We start from the raw sequence: 20,297 nt of genomic DNA on the forward strand, positions 1-20,297 counted from the left end.
GTTCGGACTTCCCCTGCTCTACATCTTGCTTCTGGTTCTTTCAGTTCCGCTCACGTTGGAGGGACTCGGGTTTTCACAGTCGGCGCTGAGCGGGTTGAGCTTCAATCTTTCAGGTCCCCTCTGTCTCGCGATCGCCGCGCTGTTTTTCCGCCAATATTTGCTCGAAGAGGATGAGATACGTACTTTGCTCTGGATGCTTGCGATTCCGGCAATCGGCGTTGCAACCATCGCGCTAAATTCGGTTCTCACGACGGATATCTACTATGGTCTCGGCTCAAACTTGGCTTCCAGCGGGGGCTACGGGCCGAACCAAGTATCATCAATTCTCGGGCTCGGTGCACTAAGTTGCTTCTTATTGGCGGTACTGAGCCGGGAGAAGCATATAGTCATTGTCGTTCTTGCGCTTACACTCTGGTTTCTGTCTCAAGCGACACTGACTTTGTCACGTGGCGGCCTCTTTGCATCGGTTCTTTGTATGGTTATTGTCGGTATGCATTTGTTGCGTGACGCAAAGAAGAGACGTATCTTTGTCGGGGCCGCCGGAGTTCTGCTGTTCGTAGGAGGATACTATATCGTGCCCGAGTTGGATTCCTATACGTACGGCGCTGTTGACAAAAGGCTGCAGGATGTGAGCACGACACACAGGGCTGATATAGTTGCGTTGGATTTGGAAGTCTGGGCCGAAAACCCTTGGGTTGGTGCCGGCCCAGGGATGTCGGCAGGGCTGAGAGCAAAGAAGGATTGGACAGGAATGAGGATAGCCGCTCACACAGAGTTCAGCCGATTGCTGTCGGAGCATGGAATTGCGGGGTTGGTTGCCTTGTTCATCTTGTTTTTGATGGCATGGCGCGCGTATTCGCGTTGTGCTTCTATTCAACAGCAAGCTCTGGTGGCTGGATTCCTTGCCTGGTCATTAGCCGAGATGACGCATTCGGCAATGCGCCTCGGGGCAGTGCCATTCCTGTTCGGGCTCGCAATGGTGCAAATGAGATTGTCGCAGGAGAGGGCGGCACAACATACCGCGTCTCAACCCCACGCAAACATGGTAGCACAAAGTAACACATCGGCGCATCGCATACACGTTTGATGACGAACGCGGTATCACAAAAGCGGGCCGAATCTCTGCTCACGTATGTGCCCGGCTCGTTGCAGGAAGGGAAGGAGATTCCAGGTCCAGAGCTCAGAAGTGCCGATGAACAGCGTGTACGCGTACTGCAAGTGGGGAACTTCCTCTCGCAACGGGGATACACACGCCAGTTTGTCGAAGAGCTTTCCGACAGACTCGAACAGGAGGGATGGAATATCATCAGGGCGTCGGATCGGGCGAACAAAGTTGCACGTCTCGGATCGATCGTACGAAGAATTGTTGTGGACAGAAACCGGTTCGACATCGCGCATATTACGGTGTACAGCGGAACCGCATTTCTGTGGGCAGAAACGGCGGCTATGATTCTTGCATTAATGCGGAAGCCTTTTGTTCTCTCGCTTCACGGAGGCAACCTCCCGTCTTTTGCGGCACGTTGGCCGGGACGCGTCAGACGGTTACTCCTGTCGGCGGATGTGGTCATAGCGCCGTCGGGATATATGCGAGACGCCATGCTGAAGTTCCGCAAAGATATTTCGCTGATCGCCAACCCGGTTGATACACGACTCTTTGCATACCGGCATCGCGAGCTCCTCAGGCCGCGTCTTGTTTGGCTCAGGTCGTTTCATGAAACGTACAATCCGGCACTCGCTGCACAGATCTTATCGCTGCTTGTGAGTGAGTTCCCCGATATGACACTCACAATGGCCGGGCCCGATAAGGGTGACGGCAGTTTTCAACGCGTGAAAGAGACGGCGCGGGAACTTGGGGTTGAGCGGAACATCGTCTTCACAGGGCGATTGGAAAACAAGGAGGTTCCGGGTTTCCTAAGCAACGCAGATCTCTTCGTGAACACCACGAATGTAGATAACACTCCGATAAGCATCCTTGAGGCAATGGCATGCGGCCTGTGTGTTGTAACGACGAATGTTGGAGGGATTCCGTATTTGCTGGAGAATGACCACGAGGCACTTCTTGTGGAGCCGAATGACGCCGCACGCATGGCCGGGGCAATTCGCAGGATTCTCACGGAACCTGATCTGGCCCGCCGACTTTCACAAAATGCCCGCCGAAAAGCGGAGCAATGCGATTGGTCGAATATCATGCTTGAGTGGAAAAGAATCTTCACATCACTCCACAGCAATGGATAAGTGTCGCGCGGCATTGTGTTTCAAGGTGTGCAATTGAGTTTGCTTAAACTCCTCTACGATAACTCCCCCTACCCTCTCCGTGTGTTGGCTGCATCGGCGTACGGATTGCGGGTCCGGCAATGGCGCTACGGCAGGAAAACAACCGGGCTTGTAGATACGGCTCTGGAGCGTGACGGATGGTCTGCTGATCGCTGGAATGCATGGCAGAAGGACCGGCTTGCATACATCCTTCACCGTGCTGCGACAAAAGTCCCCTGCTACCGCGCGATGTGGGAGAGCCGCCGACGTGCCGGGGATAATTCCTCCTGTGAAGTTCTGGAGAACTGGCCCGTCCTTAAAAAGGAAACGGTGCGTCGGAATCCTGCGGCGTTCGTTGCCGATGATTGCGACGCGGACAAGATGTACCGCGAACAAACAAGCGGCACCACCGGAACCCCGCTCGCTCTTCTTCATTCCCGGGAGACTCTCCGGCAGTGGTACGCGTTGTTTGATGCACGCGTGAGGGAGTGGAACGGCTTCTCCCGCAATGACAGGTGGGCAATTATCGGCGGACAGCTTGTTGCTCCGGTACGCCAGGTCCGGCCGCCGTATTGGGTTTGGAATGCGGCGTTGAAGCAGCTCTATCTTTCGGCCTATCACATTTCCGCCCGCACGGTCAGTGATTATTTTTCGGCACTCAGAACATACAGGGTTCGATACATCCTCGGATATCCATCCGCCCTTGCGGCACTGGCTCAACATGCGCGCCGGCATGGTATTCCGACTCCCGGCATCCAATTGGTCATCAGCAATGCCGAGCCGTTGTATGACTACCAGCGTGAAAGCATTGCGCGCGGCTTTGGTTGTCCGGTGAGGGACACCTACGGTATGGCTGAATATACGTGCGGAGCGAGTGAATGTACGGAAGGCACAATGCATCTGTGGCCGGAGGCCGGCGTGTGTGAAGTGTTGGAGGATGATGCCGATGTGCCGGTCTTGGCCGGACAAAGCGGGCGACTTATTGCAACAGGCCTGCTGAATTCCGACATGCCTTTGGTTCGTTATGAAGTCGGCGACAGGATTACATTATCAGATTCGTCGGATTGTGCATGCGGACGTTGTCTTCCCATCATACAAAGTATTGAAGGGAGATCGGATGATGCCATTGTCACGCCCGACGGCAGATCTGTTGGCCGGCTCGATCCTGTCTTCAAAGCCGATCTGCCCGTGATCGAAGCGCAGATTATTCAGGAGGAGCACGATCGCCTTCGTGTGAGGATTGTCCCCTCCGCACCGTTCAACGGCAAACACTCCTCTGAAATCGTTCGCCGATTGACAGAACGCGTAGGCCCGATGCACATTGATGTGGAATTGGTTGATCGCATTGAACGGACGAAGAATGGCAAGTTCCGTGCGGTTATTTCGAAAGTGAAGAATAGTCCCGTTCATGAATTCACCTGACACTTCCGGGGCGCAGCCCCGCGTCAGTCTCATCATGCCCGTGCGCAATGAAGCCGATTTCATCGGACGGTGTCTTGATGCAGTTGTTGGCCAGGAATATCCCGCCGGCCTGCTGGAGATCATCATCGCAGACGGTATGTCTGACGACGGAACGAGGGAAATTATCGGGAGATATCAGCAGCGTCATTCCAACATCTTTCTGGTTGACAATCCGGAACGCATCGCAGCGACGGCACTGAACAGAGCGATACGGAGATCATCAGGGGAGATTATTATCCGCGTTGACGGCCATTGCGAGATTGCTCCCGATTACGTCCGCAAATGCGTTGCTCATCTGCAGAAAAACGGCGTTGACGGAGTTGGGGGGCCGATTACAACGGTTGGTCAAACCCCCGTTGCACAGGCAATCGCCGCCGCGATGAGTTCGAAATTCGGCGTCGGCGATTCGGGCTTCAGGGTGTTGAAGGATGAAACCCGCTTTGTTGATACCATAGCGTTCCCGGCATACACGCGCGATTTGATCGAACGGGCAGGTCTGTACGACGAGGAGTTGGTTCGCAATCAGGATGACGAGTACAACTACCGGCTCAGGTCGTCGGGAGCAAGGCTCCTTCTTGCCGCAGACGTCAGATCGACATATTACAGCAGAAGTTCGCTGAGGTCCCTTTGGCGCCAGTATTTCCAGTACGGATTCTGGAAAGTACGCGTAATGCAAAAGTTGCCGGGACAGATGCAGTTGCGTCAGTTTGTGCCGCCGCTATTTGTCGGAACGTTGCTGGCGGGAGTTGCGATGATGCCGTTCAGCTTTTTGGGAATGATCGTGTTTGGAATCCCGTTCGGTTTGTATCTTGCCGCGAATCTTATTGCTTCCATTATGACCGGAGCAGGACTCGGCTGGCGTGTTGCCGGTTTATTGCCGATCGTCTTTGCGATCTTGCATATGTCCTACGGTGCCGGGTTTCTCACGGGACTCTTCCGATTCGTTAATCGGTGGGGTGATCGTGTCGGGCGGGTGCCGGAACGCCGCGAATTGCAGGCCTCTCTTGAGACAAAATGATGGGCACCGCGAGGGACATACTTCTTACTGAATCGGAAAGAATACAATCCGAATACCGACGACGCAGCGGGAGTATCTCGCCGGACAAATATGCGCCGTGGCAGCCTGATGTGTGGCTGACGTTGTCGGAACGCAAGCGGTTTGCTTCCGTGATGCTGCATGAACGCGGAGTGTTTCCCGATGCAAGCAGCAGATGTCTCGAGGTTGGATACGGAACGTCAGGTTGGCTGAGTGATCTGATCGGCTGGGGAGTTCCCGAAACGAACATCAGCGGCATCGAACTCGATGCACAACGTGCCGGCATTGCACGGCAACTCCTTCCGGCAGCGGACTTGCGTGTCGGAGATGCGGCAGGTATGCCCTGGCCGGATGAATCGTTCCATCTGGTCGTTGCCTCCACTGTCTTTACATCGATTCTTGATCAAGAGGTACGACGGCAGGTTGCCGACGAAATCACGCGTGTGCTTGCTCCGGGCGGAGCGTTATTGTGGTACGACTTCACGTTCAACAATCCGAACAATGCAAATGTGAAGAAGGTAACGAAGAAGGAATTGCGCTCACTCTTTCCGGCATTATCGGGAGAGACAAGAAGTCTGACTCTTGCACCGCCGATAGCACGACCCGTCGCCCGGATGAGCTGGACGCTTGCCACTATGCTTGGCGCGTTGCCGTTCCTTCGGACACATTTGCTGGCGGTGTTGGTGAAGGATTGTCGTTGATGGTTGATAGTTGATGGGGGGATAGAAATCAGAAATCAGAAATCAGAATGACAGCATCTCCTGAACAAATTGTGATTAAGCCAATGAAACAGCGACAGACCTTCCTGCCGTTTGCCCTTCCCGATATCGACGGAAGCGAACTTCAGGAAGTGAAAGAAGCGTTGGAATCCGGTTGGATCACAACGGGGCCCAAGGCAAGGCAATTTGAAGCGGAGTTTGCAGCGGTTGTCGGAGCGAAACATGCCGTTGCCGTTAACTCCTGTACCGCCGCAATGCATCTTGCTCTCGAAGCGATAGGGCTTCAGAGCGGGGACGAGGTGATCACGACGCCCTACACGTTTGCCGCAACCGCCGAGGTGATACGCTACTTTGATGCGAAGCCGGTGTTTGTTGATATTGATCCGGCAACGTTCAACATCAACGCCGATCTCCTTGAAGAGGCGGTTACATCGTCGACTAAAGCAATTCTTCCTGTACACATCGCGGGATATCCTGCCCGCATGAAACGCATCGGAGAGATTGCAGCGGGGCGGGGCATTCCGGTGATTGAAGATGCCGCGCACGCTGATCCGCGGACGTTCAGCAAGTGGAACGGGGGAGAATCGGATTCGGCTGCAGTGTGCTTCAGCTTCTACGCCACAAAGACGATCACAACAGGCGAAGGCGGAATGATCTGCACGAACGACGATGCCCTTGCCGACCGGTGCCGCGTGATGGCACTTCATGGAATAAGCCGCGATGCGTGGAAACGCTATACCGCTGAAGGCAATTGGTACTACGAAATCACGTCGCCGGGCTACAAGTACAATATGACGGACGTTGCCGCGGCAATGGGCCTTGCACAGCTCCGCAAGTCCGACAGCATGCTGGCGCGAAGGAGAGAAATTGCCGAAGCGTATAACAGGGCGTTTCGCGCAAATCCCAAATTCCAAATTCCCGATTCCGATCCGTGTCACGGGTGGCATTTGTACATGTTGAGGGTTAACGTGGCTGCCAGCAGTCGGCCGTCAGCAATCGGCAATTTCAGAGCGAAGTTTGTGGAGGAACTGAAAGCCCGCAACATTGGAACGAGTGTCCATTTTATTCCGTTACATCTTCATCCGTACTATCGGGAGACGTACGGCTATACGCCGGAGGATTATCCTGTGGCCTATGCTGAATACCTGCGGGAGATATCGCTCCCGGTTTACTCGAAAATGTCCGACAGGGATGTGCAGGATGTTGTGGATGCTGTTCTGGATGTTGCCGATAGATTGTAACCTTAGCGACCAGTAAGGCTGTGTATCATCATCTCATAGAGACTGTCACCTCGGAAATCAGGCTCGTCCTTGATGCAGTCGAAGAGGAACGTGTACGTCAACTCGCGCAATCCATTCTCTCGGCGCGAACTATTGTTGTTCACGGTGCCGGAAGGGTTGGACTGTCATGCAAAGCGTTCTCCATGCGTTTAGGACATTTGGGCAGAACCGCGTATGTAGCAACAGACTCCACGGTTCCGCCGGTCGGTTCGGGTGATCTCGTCATCGTAGCGTCGAGTTCAGGCGAAACTCAAACAACATTTGATGTGGGAGACATGGCAAAGAAGAACGGGGCGCAGATTGGAGTGATCACAGCGACAACACAGTCGCGCATCGGCGGACTTGCCGATGTTCTCATCGAATTGAAGACACAAACAAAGTCCGGCCCGACCGAAGGCCGCACTTCGATCCAGCCGATGGCAACATTGTTTGAACAGTCTCTGCAGATTCTCTTTGATTTACTTGTTCTCATGCTGATGTCGGAGACACACCGTTCGCATGCCGATATGTGGTCGCGCCATTCGAATATCGACTGAGCCTGAAATTCAGGGGGAATTGCATATATTATCCGCAGGAACAATGCACCACGCTTGCGCTGCATCACGTAACTTTAGTATTGCTTAGCGTTACTTGAGTCTGTTCTGAATGCCGAGAATACTTGAGGGGATGTTCGCGGGGATGGGTCTTCTGGCTCTATCCCCGCTTTTTGTTCTCATAGCAGTACTCGTCAAAATTCACGATGGAGGAGCGGTCTTCTATCGTGCGACGAGGGTCGGAAAAGATGGCAGGCTGTTCGGCGTTGTGAAATTCCGGACGATGGTGCCGGATGCGGAGAAGTTGGGAGCGGCCATCACAGCTTCAGGGGATTTACGCATCACACCCGTCGGAACGTTTCTCAGAAAACACAAGCTTGATGAGTTACCCCAACTGATCAATGTTGTGAAAGGGGAGATGAGTTTCGTCGGTGCACGTCCCGAAGACCCGCGCTATGTGGCACTGTACAATGATGAGCAACTGCGTATTCTCGCGTTCCGGCCGGGCATAACAAGTCCGGCGTCGCTTCGATATCGCAACGAAGAAGCGTTCCTGACCGGTCCCGACTGGCATGAGCGCTATATTCGTGATGTGCTTCCGCAAAAACTCGCTCTGGATCTCGCGTATTTGCGGAAGAGAAGCCTGGCTGGCGACATCGGGATCATACTGAAAACTCTTGGGGGGATTCTCACATGAAAAAGCGGTTGTATTTCTTTGCCGAGGGGATACGCAACAGACACGTGTTCGGGTTCGACCTGTTGCTGTTCTTCCTTATTCCGTCCATTGCCTTGCTGTTGCGTGTGGACACCGTGATGCTGGCAGGCACGTACCTTCTCCCCATAGCCATCTACACCGGCGTATCTCTTGTGTGGAAGTTGTTGGTGTTCTTCCCCGCGGGCATGTACAACCGGTACTGGCGCTATGCGAGCGTTGACGAACTCGGGACAGTGATTGTCGCCAACGTCGCTTCAATGATTCTCGGACTCATCGTCTTCGTCGCGATCCTTCGTCCCGCCGGTTTCATCCAACCCGATTTTCCCCGTTCGCTTCCCGTCATGGACGGACTGTTGACGATGATTGCAACCGGCGGCTTCCGTTTCCTCCTCCGTATGGGTCTTGAGTATCGGGAAGCACCGCAGCGTACTCCGGAACAGAAAAAACGAACACTCATCGTTGGCGCCGGCGTTGCCGGTACGCTCATCCTTAAAGAACTCAAAATGAATCCGCATGTTCCTCTTGAGCCGGTGGGTTTTCTGGATGATGATGCAAGAAAACTGCACGTCCGCATTCACGGTGTGCCGGTTATCGGATCGTTGAATGAGCTTCCGCGTGTCGTCAAGGAGTTGAATGTCCAGGAAGTGATCATCGCCATGCCAACTGCCCACGGGAAGACAATCCGGAATGTTGTCCATCTCTGCAAAGATGCACATGTTCCCAGCAAGACTATCCCGGGAATCTTCGAGATGCTCAGCGGAGCGGCAAAAGTGACACAACTGCGCGACGTGCAGATTGAAGACCTGCTGCGGCGGGGCATTGTGGAGACCGATACGGAAGAAGTTGCCCGGATGCTGAAGGGCTCCTGTGTGATGGTCACCGGTGCCGGCGGGTCGATCGGAGCCGAACTGTGCAGGCAGATTGCCGCATTCCATCCGGGTGAGTTGATTCTCATCGGGCACGGAGAGAATTCCATTTTCGATATCACCGGCGAGCTGCGACGGCATTCGAATGGTACATTGCCTGCAACACGTTTTCATTCCGTTATCGGTGACATTCGTGACAAGGACCGGATGAAGCAAATCTTCGCTTTGTACAGGCCCGATGTTGTGTTTCACGCAGCAGCTCATAAGCACGTCGGATTGATGGAGACAAACATCTCTGAAGCGATTACCAACAACGTTCTCGGAACACAGGTTCTTGTCGAACTTGCCGATCAGTATGATGTTGACAGATTCCTCATGATCTCTTCAGACAAGGCGGTGAATCCGACGTGCGTGATGGGAGTGACGAAGAGGATTGCCGAACTGATTGTTCATGAAGCCGCGGAGCGTACCGGACGACCATTTGTGAGCGTCCGGTTCGGCAATGTACTCGGAAGCAGCGGCAGCGTCATCCCCATCTTCCGTCAACAAATTGCGGAGGGTGGACCTGTACTCGTCACAGATGCGAAAGCCACACGCTATTTCATGACCATCCCCGAGGCCGTTCAGCTTGTGCTGCAGGCCGCAACCATGGGCGAGGGCGGGGAAGTATTCGTGCTCGATATGGGCGAGCCGATCAAGATTGTGGATCTCGCACGTGACCTGATCAGGCTGAGCGGTTACGAAGAAGGAAAGGATATCGACATCTCCTTCATCGGTTTGCGCAAAGGAGAGAAGCTCTCAGAAGAGTTATTCTTTGCGACCGAGCGCGTGGAGCGGTCACAGCACGAGAAGATTCTTGTTTGCCGCAACGGATTCAGTTCGGCGTTGCGTGAAGGAACAACGCGGATTGCCTCGCCGAAATTGACATTCGTGAACAGGCATTTTCAAACGTTGTTAGGCAAGCTTGTGCAGCAGGCACATACAGGTTCCGAATCGAGTCTCGAACAGGCGTTGAAGGATCTCGTTCCTGAATACACCACGGGCCGCAAGGCAGCAACTGACTCGCGTGAAGAACATGTGCTTCCGTTAGGCCGACAAAGTGTCATTCATCAAAAGGAAGTCCAGAACCAAGTCGCGGCTCGGTGAGCCGTAAGCACTCGAATCAACGTCACAGGGCCCGCTTAGCAGCGGGCTTTGTTGTTTTAAGGGATTTCAGTGTGAACCGGACTGAGAAGAGATCTTCTTGCGGGGCTTACTAATTTGCGAACTTTGGTTGCAAAGGATGCGAGCAGTCCAAGTTTGACAGGGTTACCGTGAAATCCGACAAACAGCCAGAGCATTTTTTCGAAGTGCGTATCCGCTGTTACGCCTCTGAATAACGCCATCAGTGAAACAGTCAACCACATGGCGGCAAAGTGGCGCCGTGTCGGACTTTCTTCCCTGAAAAACCGGAACAACGAGGCAAATGACGCAGTGATCATCATCATAAACAGCATCGTGCCAACCAGTCCCGTTTCGGTCATCAATGCGAGCACGATATTATGCGCACCGTATCCGAGTCCGTAGAATGGAACAAACTGTTCACCGTAAAACACGACGGCATACCTGAATTGGCCTATGCCAACCCCTGCCCAGGGATTGTCTTTCCACATGCTCAGGGCGGCTTCCCACTGCATGTATCTGAAGCCGATGGAATCCGTTCCGGTGAGAATTGAAGTGAGAATACCCGAGGCTATCTGCCAAAAACCCGACGGTATGCAGATCAGCGAAACGAGAACAAAGAGGATGACGAATTGCAGCTTCTGTTTCTTCATCCTTTGAAAATCTGTAAAGAAAAGGAAGAGCAGTCCGAGAATCAGGGCTATGAGCGCCGTTCGCGAAACTGTGGATGCAAGCCCGGCAAACAACACAACGGAGAACACAATTGCTCCAAGCCGGACAATCAACTTGTCGGAGATTGTGGCAAGATGGAACAGGAAAACAACGCCAATGCCGTACACGGCTCCGGTAATATTGGGGCCGCCTGTCAGCCCCCCGGCACGCAACGATGTCGCCGAGTCAATGCCGAATTGTACCTGGGGAAGAGCCCATAATGCGGAAAGCACCGCTGATCCGGTGAATGCGGAAAGTATGAGAAGTCTCTCCCGCTCAGTCCGGATGAGCTGCGTTGTAAGCCAGAGAAAAATAGTCAACTGGAGGAATGTCATGAACCAGAGATAGCCCCCGCGTGTAAAGGCAGCTGCGGGGTTGCTGACCGATATCCAGAGGAGGAAAAGGACGGCAAACAGGTGCGGCCAGGTGAAGGCGGGATGTTCTTTTCTTATGAGAAGATGGTGAACAACATATCCTGCCAACGTTGCCCCGCCCATGACAGGATACATGGATGTGGCGAACTTCACCGGCGGAAGCAACATCTCGACCGGAAGCGTGCCCGCCAGAATCACTATGCCCCATTGCGGGCGCTGGAAAGCAATCCAGCCGACCGTACTAAACGAGACGATCCTCAGTAACAAGGCAACAGACTGATGACCGGAGTCTGCGGCAAGTTTGGCAAACAGCAACGTAACGAGGGCGCTTGCGACCCAATAGGCTATCGCTTTGTTACCCGCTCGCGCGGGCCATGCCTCCCGCAACAACTCAGCCATGGAGTGGATTCGTATAGAAATGACTCTGGAAAATGTGCGAGAATGTCGGTGTGGAAATCTTCAACGCAGTCGATTTTCGTTTTCTGTAATCGGGAAAAACCATCACAATATACTCCTTTTGGGATGATGCCGCAATAATGCACATCGGTGACAGGCACCCGGGTTCAGGCGTAACCTCCGCGCCTGCTTTCCGTACTACACGCTGAAACTATTCGTAACCCGATTCACAAAACAAAAACCAATCATGAAACCATCCCGTGCATTCTGGGGAATCTTCCTCGTGGCGTTTGGTGTGCTGTTCCTCGTCGGTCGCAACACGGATATCAACCTCGGTTGGGCGCATATCTGGAAGTTCTGGCCGATGGTCCTTGTATGTATCGGTCTCGCCGTTATGCTTAAAGATGCGCGGGTGAAATGGATGCTTTCTGGACTTGCCGGCGTTGTCGCGGCGGTGTTTCTGTATGGTGCCGTCACGTTCTCGTGGATCGATTCCATTCACGCAGAGTTTGATGATGACGCCGTTGATGTACAGTTGCAGGAGTTTTCCGAACCCTTTGCTCCGGGAATTGCAAAGGCCTCGTTCTCACTCGACGCAGCGGCAGGGAAGTATACGATTGATACTGCAACAGATGACTTGTTTCGTGCGAAAGTGAAGACCACCCTCGGCAGATTTGTTCTTGACCGTGAATCTTCCGGCGACGACATTCACCTTCGTTTCAAACCGGAGGGAAAAGTACATGTGAAGAGTTGGAGATTCAACCATGTGCCGAATGCAGCCGACATTCAACTCAATCCGGAAGTTGTATGGAATATTGATGTGGATGCAGGGGCGGCTGAAGTCGATTTCGATCTGAGCCCGTTCAAGATTTCGCGTTTGAATGTCGATGCGGGCGCGGCTTCGTTGCGGCTCAAACTCGGCATGCCCGTCGTCGAGGATATGCAGTGCCGGATCGAATCAGGCGCATCATCGGTAAGGATAGCCATCCCCGAAGAGGCAGCGTGTGAAATCTACGTCGAGTCGGGGCTTTCGAGCAAGAGTTTTTCAGGATTCGAAAAGGCGGGAAGCAATCGCTACCGCACAAAGAACTTCGATACAACTGACAAGAAAATCTACATCAAAGCGGAAGCCGGAGTCTCGAGCATCCGCGTACGAAGGTATTGAACACATCTGCAAAGGCGGGTCACATTATGACTCTTTGATTTCCCGAAAGAGGCCCGCCTTTTTATCCTTCCTCACGTTATCCCATTTGAAACATTTCCCGTTCATGGCAATGTACACTCCTGCCGGAAGCGACTGGACAAAAGCGAGCGCGCTTCCCAGGTTGAACAGGCCGTCCGAACTGCCGAATTTGTAGGGTATCATCGCCCCGGTCAGGACGATGGTCTTGCCTTCAATACCGGCCATTCCGAGCACTTTGGCAGTGTGTTCCATTGTGTCGGTTCCGTGTGTGATAACAATGGCGTGTTCTGTTGAAGTCCGGCAGCGGTCGAGGATCGTTTTCCGGTGCCTCTCCGTCATTTCCAGGCTGTCAATCATCATGAGCGTCTCAATCTGGTACGGCACATTGCAGCGGCCAAGCCGCAGCATTTCCGGCAAATGCGTGTCCTTGAAAAACAGTGTGCCGTCGAGTTCGTTGTACTCCTTGTCGAACGTTCCGCCGGTGATGAGTATCCGGATTGCCATAGAAACTCTCGTGTTGATTTGTGAATGACTGGTTCGTGCAAATGTAAGAATTGTTTTTGAAGAATTCCTAACACCCGTTTTTGTTGTTGAGACTGAACACCTTCTTACGTATCTTGATCAAAATTATGAGAGTTGGAGAGATGGTCATTCGTAATGTGATGCTTGCGGTTGCAGGTTTCGTGTTCGCCTGTGCTTGCTCTGCGCAGGAGGGCGAACGGCTCTCTGTTGAAAGAATCTTTGCCGCGCCATCGCTGTCGGGCGTCAGTGTCAGTGCCATCAAATGGTCGCCGGACAGCAAGAAGATTGCCTATTTACGTGCCGATGCTTCCGACGGGCAGAAAGAACTCTGGCTTTTCGATCCGCAACAGAAAAAGTCCACGCTGCTCTTGCAGGCAACTGACCTGATTGCGGGGAAAACACGTTTTTCACCGGAAGAAGAAAGCGCCCGTGAGCGACGAAGGGAATCAGGTTCGGGCATCACCCACTACGTGTGGTCTCCCGACTCGAAGAAGATGATCGTTCCGTTGAATGGCGATGTATTTTCCATAGAGTTGAGTACCAGGCACGTTACGCGTTTGACGGAAACCCCGGAGCCCGAAATCGATCCTAAAGTCTCTCCCGACGGGACGTATCTCGCGTATGTTCGAAGCGGTGAGATCTATCTTCTGGACTTGCTGACAAAATCCGAGAGAAAGCTGACCTCGGGTGCCACGGCGAAAATCAAGAACGGCGTGAGCGAGTTTGTTGCGCAGGAAGAGATGGGCCGTCACACCGGTTACTGGTGGTCTCCCGACAGCAAGAACATCGCGTTCCTTCAAATCGATAACACGCCTGTCAGGGAATTCCATATCGTTAACTATCTTACGGATTATGCCGACGTGACGGTACAGGAATATCCGAAGGCAGGAGAAGCAAATGCGATTGTCCGGGTGGGAATCGTGCCAGTGTTCCCCGGGAAAACCGCATGGCTGAACCTTGGCGGAAATACGGATGTGTATGTGCCGCGGGTAGAATGGTTCCCCGACGGCAGAAGACTCGCGGTACAGATCCAATCCCGCAATCAGGATACACTCAGTCTGATGCTGTTTGATCCGCAGCGCGGAACCTCGAGTTTGTTGTTGCGAGAAATCGATCCGCACTGGGTCCGCTTGCATGATAGATTGAGATTCATAAATGAAGGAAAGGAATTCATCTGGCTCTCGGAACGGGATGGCTACAAACACATCTACTACTACACAACTATCGGAGGAGGACGGCCTGAGTCATCAACCCTCATCCACCACATTACGCAAGGCAAATGGGATGTTGATGAAGTAGTCGGTGTAGATGAAAAGGCGGGAGCTGTCTATTTCACGGCATTTGAGAAGACTCCTCTCGAACGCCATCTCTACAGCGCTAAATTGGATGGTTCGGGGATGACCCGGCTTTCTGTTTCAGACGGGAAACACACTATCGTCATGTCGCCGGACAAGCAGGCGTACGTGGACACATACTCAAGCACCGCGCGTCCTCCGCTGGTTGCGTATATGACGGTCTCCAAATCAGCGGCGATGATGATCGAGGAGAATCCGGTTGATGAATTGGAACGGTATGATCTGCCGCAACCGGAATTTCTGACAATCAAATCCGCCGGCGGAACATACGATCTGCACGCGTTCATCATCAAACCTTCCACGGTGAACGAGCACACCCGCTACCCCGTGATTATGTACCAGTACAACGGGCCGACATCGCGTGTTGTTGAAAACGCGTGGCAGGGAGTGCGGATGCTGTGGCACCGTTCAATGGCGGCACAAGGGTATATTGTGTTTGCGGTCGACGGAAGGGGAACGCCCGGAAGGGGGCGCGGGTTTCAGAATATGCTGCACAAGCAGCTTGGTACGATTGAACTGGAAGATCAGCTTGCAGGCGCCGCATACGTGAAGTCCTTGCCGTTTGTCGACTCGACGCGTGTCATGATGTGGGGAAAGAGCTACGGCGGATTCATCACGTGTCTGGCGCTGTTCACGACACAAGCATTCAAACTCGGCATAGCGGTTGCACCCGTGACTGATTGGAAAAACTACGACACGCATTATACCGAGCGCTACATGGAACGTCCGCAGGAAAATCCCGACGGCTATCGCAACAGTTCACCCGTGAATCATGCCCCGGGCCTTCACGGAAAATTCCTGCTGATTCACGGCGTTGTTGACGACAATGTCCATTTTCAGGATTCGATGATATTGGTTGACGCCCTTCAGAAGGCAAACAAACAGTTTGATTTTATGGCGTATCCGGCAAGCACGCACAGTTTTTCGGGGCAGGCGGTCGGGACGCATTGGTACAACCTCATGACTCGCTACATTCACGATAACTTGTAACATTCACGGCTGCAAGGAGAACGCTGTTATGCCCGATACGCTGACCATCATCGACAACCGGACCGGAAAAAAATATGAAATACCGATAACGCACGACACGATCAGGGCGATGGATCTTCGCCAGATCAAGGTGAAGGATGATGATTTCGGGATGATGACGTACGACCCGGCGTTCATGAACACCGCCTCCTGCATCAGCAAAATCACCTACATCGATGGCGACAAGGGAATCCTGCGCTATCGCGGATATCCCATCGAGCAGTTGGCGGAGAAAAGCAATTTCCTTGAGACAGCCTGGCTGTTGCTGCACGGAGAATTGCCGACGAAAGCTGAGTATGAACAGTGGACGCATGACATCACGATTCACACGATGATTCATGAGAACATCAAGAAGTTGATGGACGGATTCCACTACGACGCGCACCCGATGGGAATGCTCATCAGCACCATCGGGGCTCTCTCGACATTTTATCGTGACGGCCGCGACGTACGAAATCCTGAAGCACGCCAGAAACAGATTTTCCGCCTCATCAGCAAAATGCCGACGATCGCCGCATTTGCGTACCGGCACAGTCAGGGAAAGCCGTACGTCTATCCAGACAACTCGCTCAGCTATATCAGCAACTTCATGAGTATGTTGTGGAAGATGACCGAGCCGAAGTATGATCCGCATCCGACGCTCGTGAAGGCACTTGACATTCTCTTCATCCTTCACGCCGATCATGAACAGAATTGCAGCGCAAACGCAATGCGCGGCATCGGCAGTTCAGAAATAGATCCGTACGCGGCAATGGCCGGGGCTGCAGCAGCGTTGTACGGGCCTTTGCATGGCGGCGCAAACGAAGCCGTTCTCCATATGCTCGACGAAATCGGCACGAAAGAGAATGTGCCCGAGTTCATCAAGAAAGTGAAAAGCGGCAGCGGCCGGTTGATGGGATTCGGCCATCGGGTGTACAAGAATTACGACCCGCGCGCAAAAGTCATCAAGCGCCTCGCCGATGAAGTGTTCGAGGTTACCGGCCGCAACCCCAAGCTGGATATTGCGTTGGAGTTGGAGAAAATTGCGCTGGAAGATGAATACTTTGTCAAGCGCAAGCTGTATCCGAATGTTGACTTTTATTCGGGACTTATTTATCAAGCAATGGGATTTCCGGTTGAGATGTTTGCCGTGCTCTTTTCGATTCCGCGTACGGTGGGTTGGCTCGCCCAGTGGAATGAGATGCTGAACGACAGCGAACAAAAAATCGCCCGCCCGCGCCAGATTTATCTCGGCCACGACACGCGGGACTATGTTGTCATGAGCAAAAGGGGATGAGTTTTTCGGCAGAGAGAGTTCTGCCGCAATCAAGTTGTAGAGGTAACGTTCTTTATCAAAGCCTGTTCTTTTTTTCTTCATATCGAAGAAGAACAGGCTTTTTCCTTTTCCCCAACATTATGAGGAGTTATCACATGGACGGAACAACCAATCATGTTCTGAACCACAACGATCTGTACCGTTTGCCCTGGACTCTTCCGGACAATGCCATCAGTTGGCTTGAGCCGACGAGTGCCTGCAATCTGTATTGCGACGGATGTTACCGGAAGAACGAATCGAACGCGCACAAAACGCTTGAGCAGGTTCGAAGGGAACTGGACATCTTCAAGAGTCTGCGCAAAACTGACGGCATCTCGATTGCCGGCGGCGACCCGCTGGTGCATCCGCAGATCGAGAAGATTGTTGAAATGGTTGCGAAAGACGGACAGAAGCCGATCATCAATACGAACGGGCTTGCGCTGACGAAGGAGAAGCTGCGAGCCCTTAAAGACGCCGGTATCGAAGGATTCACGTTTCATATCGACAGCGGCCAGCAGCGCCCGCACATGAAAGGGAAAACCGAACTCGAACTCAACGATCTTCGTTTGCACTACGCCCGAATGCTTGCCGAAGTCGGCGGTATTTCCTGCGCGTTCAACGCAACGGTGTACGAGCACACGCTGCAGTATGTTCCGGACATTGTCGAGTGGGGGCAGAAGCATATTGACATTGTGAACATTCTTGTGTTCATCGCGTATCGTGCAGCCCCGGTGCACAAGGGCTACGACTATCTTGTCGGCGGGCAGAAGGTTGACATGTCGCCGATAATGTATGCCATCGACAACGATCGGCAAATCTCCATCATGTCAACGGATATTGTTCAAACCATTCGCACGAAGTATCCCGACTTCCAGCCCTGCGCGTATCTGAACGGCACCGAACGTCCCGATCACTTCAAGTGGCTTCTGACGCTTCGTATCGGGACGAAGGACAAGATATTCGGCTATGCCGGACCCAAATTCATGGAACTCTCGCAATCTCTTCACCATTTTGTGAACGGCTCCTACCTTGCGTACACAAAGCCGAAGGTTCTCGGCCGTGCCAAATCCATGCTGGCGCTTTCACCGTTGGACAAGGGTCTTTCTCGCACGACATCGGCATATTTGCATGACGCGTATCGCAATCCCGCTCTCTTCTTCAAGAAACTGCATATGCAATCAATCATGATAATTCAACCGGCGGATTTCATGCAAAACGGCGCCCTCAGCATGTGTGATGGCTGCCCGGATATTACCGTGTTTGACGACAAGCTCGTCTGGTCGTGCCGCATGGAAGAATTGACGAACTTCGGCGATTGGGTGAGGGCAGTTCCCCAAAGCAGTAATGCATCCTGACAGTTGTGACGGGAAGGTGGAGCAGAAGCGGCAACGCGCTTCACTTTCCCCTGAATGTTCCGTTGACTCTCTGTTCAGAATTGTGAATCTTTCCATCCAATAGTCTGAATACCGGACTCGACTGGCTGCCTCATGGTGACAATCTACCATTTTCTTGATAATGACATAAAGCGCCTTACGGTCAAGGAACTTGCGCGTTCGCTGCCGCGCCAGCAGGGAATGTTCTGGATCGATATGGAGAATCCATCAGACGCCGAAGAGGAGACGTTGCTCGTCGGGCTGCTCGATATTCATCCGCTGGCCATTGAGGATGCTCAAAGAGGCACGGATGAGGAGGGGCATTTGCCGAAAGTGGAGAATTTCGGCAGTTACCTGTTCGTGATTTTCAATCCTGTCGAGGGTTCGCATAGCAGCGGGGGGGAGGACCTTGCGGGCGGAATTGAAATCCGGACAACCCAGTTGAGCGCTTTTCTGATGAAGCAGGTGCTGGTGACCCACCATTATAAACCCCTTCGGTCAATCACCAACGCGGTACAGCTTTGCACGAAAAACCCTGCCACGCTTGGCCGCGGCCCTGATTTTCTTTTTCATCTCATCATTGACGATGTCGTTGACAATTACACGCCGCTGCTCGATGCGCTTGACAGTGCCATCGACAACATGGAAGCCGAGGTATTCAAGGAACCCTCGCAACACACCATGCAGCGTATTCTTCAGTTGAAGAAGAACATCATGACCATCAGACGCATTGCCATGTACCAACGGGAGATGTTGAGCCGGTTGTCGCGGGGCGAGTTCGAGTTGATTGCGCGCGACGAGATGGCGTATTATCGAAATGTGTACGACCATCTCGTCCGGATGGCCGATCTGACGGATTCCTATCGTGATGTCGTGTCGGGATTGCTGGATGCATACCTCTCGGTTACTTCAAATAAACTTTCACAAGTGATGAAAGTGCTCACGATCATCTCCACAATTTTCCTTCCTTTGAGTGTTATTACTGGTTTCTTCGGAATGAACTTTGAATTTCTTCCGTGGCTCCACCTTGAATACGGTCACACGCTGGCGTCGATTTTCATGGTTGCGGTCGCGGGAGGAATGTTGATATGGTTCCGAAGAAAGAAATGGATCTGACCCCTGTTGTTCAGCCCGTTGCAGCATACTTCAGTTGACGTAGTGTGTGTATTTTCAACACTGATCGCATGTTGCAAAAAAAAATCGGACGGCTTTCTTGACACTCAAACGCATGTAGCGTATATTTGAAGCCATTGCAAGTCTATTTCCTGCTGGTCAGACGCATTTCTTCCTCGAAGTACCCGTCAGTTACAGCGATGTGAAGCTGCGCTTGCGCCGGACTATTTGTTCTCTATCATCAAGTCAAGGACGTTAAGTTTCGATGGCCCAGATTTTTCATCCCAGCATGAGAGTCGTGTCGCGGGCCAGCATTATTGCGTCGCTTATTGTCCTTGGCTTCATGGGCTGGGTAGGGTGGGATTGGTACCGTTCGGGATATTTTACCGGTGTGAACGTGCCCGTTGAACAGCCGATACCCTTCAGTCACGAACATCACGTCAACGGACTCGGCATCAGCTGCGGCTATTGCCACACCTCGGCTGAAAAAGCCGCCTTCGCCGGAATACCCCCGACACATACGTGCATGACCTGTCATTCGCAAATCTGGACAGGCGCGCCTATGTTGGAACCGGTGCGGGCAAGCTACCGGACACAGCAACCGCTGGAGTGGGTGAGAGTCCACGACCTTCCTGATTTTGCATACTTCAATCACAGTATTCACGTCAACAAAGGGATGGCATGTCAAGTCTGTCACGGCGATGTGAATGCCATGCCGCTGACCTGGAAAAGCAGTACGCTGCAAATGGCGTGGTGTCTCGATTGCCATCGTGCTCCGGAAAAGTACATCCGCCCCGTCGAAGAAATTTACAATTTTGATTACAAGCCGCCTGTCGACCAGATCGCATTTGGAAAGGAACTGGTCAAGAAATACAACGTGCAAGTGAAACAGCTTACAGACTGTTCCATCTGCCACAGATGAG

Annotated in this window: 17 protein-coding genes; 15 read left to right on the plus strand and 2 right to left on the minus strand. The window is 52.9% G+C overall.

Annotated features, from left to right (window positions below; all coding sequences use genetic code 11):
• The 9 genes from KF749_15710 to KF749_15750 all read left to right on the plus strand — a co-directional run.
• Positions 1–1,087, plus strand: a 1,087-nt coding sequence (locus KF749_15710; GenBank protein ID MBX2992599.1) for an O-antigen ligase family protein, incomplete at its 5' end; no start/stop codon positions are given.
• Positions 1,087–2,235, plus strand: a complete 1,149-nt coding sequence (locus KF749_15715; protein ID MBX2992600.1) for a glycosyltransferase family 4 protein — start codon at positions 1,087–1,089, stop codon at positions 2,233–2,235. The genes KF749_15710 and KF749_15715, both read left to right, overlap by 1 nt.
• Positions 2,236–2,274: 39 nt before the next feature.
• Positions 2,275–3,675, plus strand: coding sequence for a phenylacetate--CoA ligase family protein (locus tag KF749_15720; GenBank protein MBX2992601.1), 1,401 nt, complete (start codon positions 2,275–2,277; stop codon positions 3,673–3,675).
• On the plus strand, positions 3,662–4,732 hold the full coding sequence (locus tag KF749_15725) for a glycosyltransferase (protein MBX2992602.1): 1,071 nt from the start codon (positions 3,662–3,664) through the stop codon (positions 4,730–4,732). The genes KF749_15720 and KF749_15725 overlap by 14 nt, the downstream gene beginning before the upstream one ends.
• On the plus strand, positions 4,729–5,451 hold the full coding sequence (locus KF749_15730) for a class I SAM-dependent methyltransferase (GenBank protein ID MBX2992603.1): 723 nt from the start codon (positions 4,729–4,731) through the stop codon (positions 5,449–5,451). Before KF749_15725 ends, KF749_15730 begins: the two co-directional genes overlap by 4 nt.
• Before the next feature lie 83 nt (positions 5,452–5,534).
• The gene (locus KF749_15735; GenBank protein ID MBX2992604.1) at positions 5,535–6,710 is read left to right on the plus strand and encodes a DegT/DnrJ/EryC1/StrS family aminotransferase; all 1,176 of its coding nucleotides are present in this window, start codon (positions 5,535–5,537) and stop codon (positions 6,708–6,710) included.
• Between the two features lie 20 nt (positions 6,711–6,730).
• Positions 6,731–7,285, plus strand: a complete 555-nt coding sequence (locus KF749_15740; GenBank protein MBX2992605.1) for an SIS domain-containing protein — start codon at positions 6,731–6,733, stop codon at positions 7,283–7,285.
• Between the two features lie 109 nt (positions 7,286–7,394).
• Entirely contained in the window at positions 7,395–7,979 is a 585-nt protein-coding gene (locus tag KF749_15745; GenBank protein MBX2992606.1) for a sugar transferase, read from the plus strand.
• Positions 7,976–10,009, plus strand: coding sequence for a polysaccharide biosynthesis protein (locus KF749_15750; GenBank protein MBX2992607.1), 2,034 nt, complete (start codon positions 7,976–7,978; stop codon positions 10,007–10,009). The genes KF749_15745 and KF749_15750 overlap by 4 nt, the downstream gene beginning before the upstream one ends.
• A gap of 56 nt (positions 10,010–10,065) precedes the next feature.
• Here KF749_15750 and KF749_15755 read toward each other — a convergent pair whose 3' ends face one another.
• Positions 10,066–11,508, minus strand: coding sequence for an O-antigen ligase family protein (locus KF749_15755; protein ID MBX2992608.1), 1,443 nt, complete (start codon positions 11,506–11,508; stop codon positions 10,066–10,068).
• Positions 11,509–11,752: 244 nt separating this feature from the next.
• Between KF749_15755 and KF749_15760 the strand changes: the two genes are divergently transcribed.
• Entirely contained in the window at positions 11,753–12,670 is a 918-nt protein-coding gene (locus KF749_15760; GenBank protein ID MBX2992609.1) for a hypothetical protein, read from the plus strand.
• A 24-nt stretch (positions 12,671–12,694) separates the two neighbouring features.
• Here KF749_15760 and KF749_15765 read toward each other — a convergent pair whose 3' ends face one another.
• Positions 12,695–13,192 (minus strand): asparaginase, encoded by a 498-nt coding sequence (locus KF749_15765; protein ID MBX2992610.1) that lies wholly within the window; start codon positions 13,190–13,192, stop codon positions 12,695–12,697.
• A 140-nt stretch (positions 13,193–13,332) separates the two neighbouring features.
• Between KF749_15765 and KF749_15770 the strand changes: the two genes are divergently transcribed.
• The 5 genes from KF749_15770 (at position 13,333) to KF749_15790 (ending at position 20,296) form a co-directional block, all read left to right on the plus strand.
• On the plus strand, positions 13,333–15,555 hold the full coding sequence (locus KF749_15770) for a S9 family peptidase (GenBank protein MBX2992611.1): 2,223 nt from the start codon (positions 13,333–13,335) through the stop codon (positions 15,553–15,555).
• Between the two features lie 28 nt (positions 15,556–15,583).
• On the plus strand, positions 15,584–16,870 hold the full coding sequence (locus KF749_15775) for a citrate synthase (protein MBX2992612.1): 1,287 nt from the start codon (positions 15,584–15,586) through the stop codon (positions 16,868–16,870).
• A gap of 134 nt (positions 16,871–17,004) precedes the next feature.
• Positions 17,005–18,243 (plus strand): radical SAM protein, encoded by a 1,239-nt coding sequence (locus KF749_15780; GenBank protein MBX2992613.1) that lies wholly within the window; start codon positions 17,005–17,007, stop codon positions 18,241–18,243.
• Between the two features lie 132 nt (positions 18,244–18,375).
• Positions 18,376–19,377: a magnesium/cobalt transporter CorA gene (corA, locus tag KF749_15785; protein ID MBX2992614.1), complete on the plus strand. Its 1,002-nt coding sequence runs from the start codon at positions 18,376–18,378 to the stop codon at positions 19,375–19,377.
• Positions 19,378–19,639: 262 nt separating this feature from the next.
• A complete protein-coding gene (locus KF749_15790; protein ID MBX2992615.1) occupies positions 19,640–20,296 on the plus strand; it encodes a cytochrome c3 family protein in 657 nt (218 codons plus the stop codon).
• Position 20,297: the final 1 nt, after the last annotated feature.

The organism is Bacteroidota bacterium, from assembly GCA_019637975.1.
Lineage (GTDB): Bacteria > Bacteroidota > Ignavibacteria > UBA10030 > UBA6906 > CAADGV01.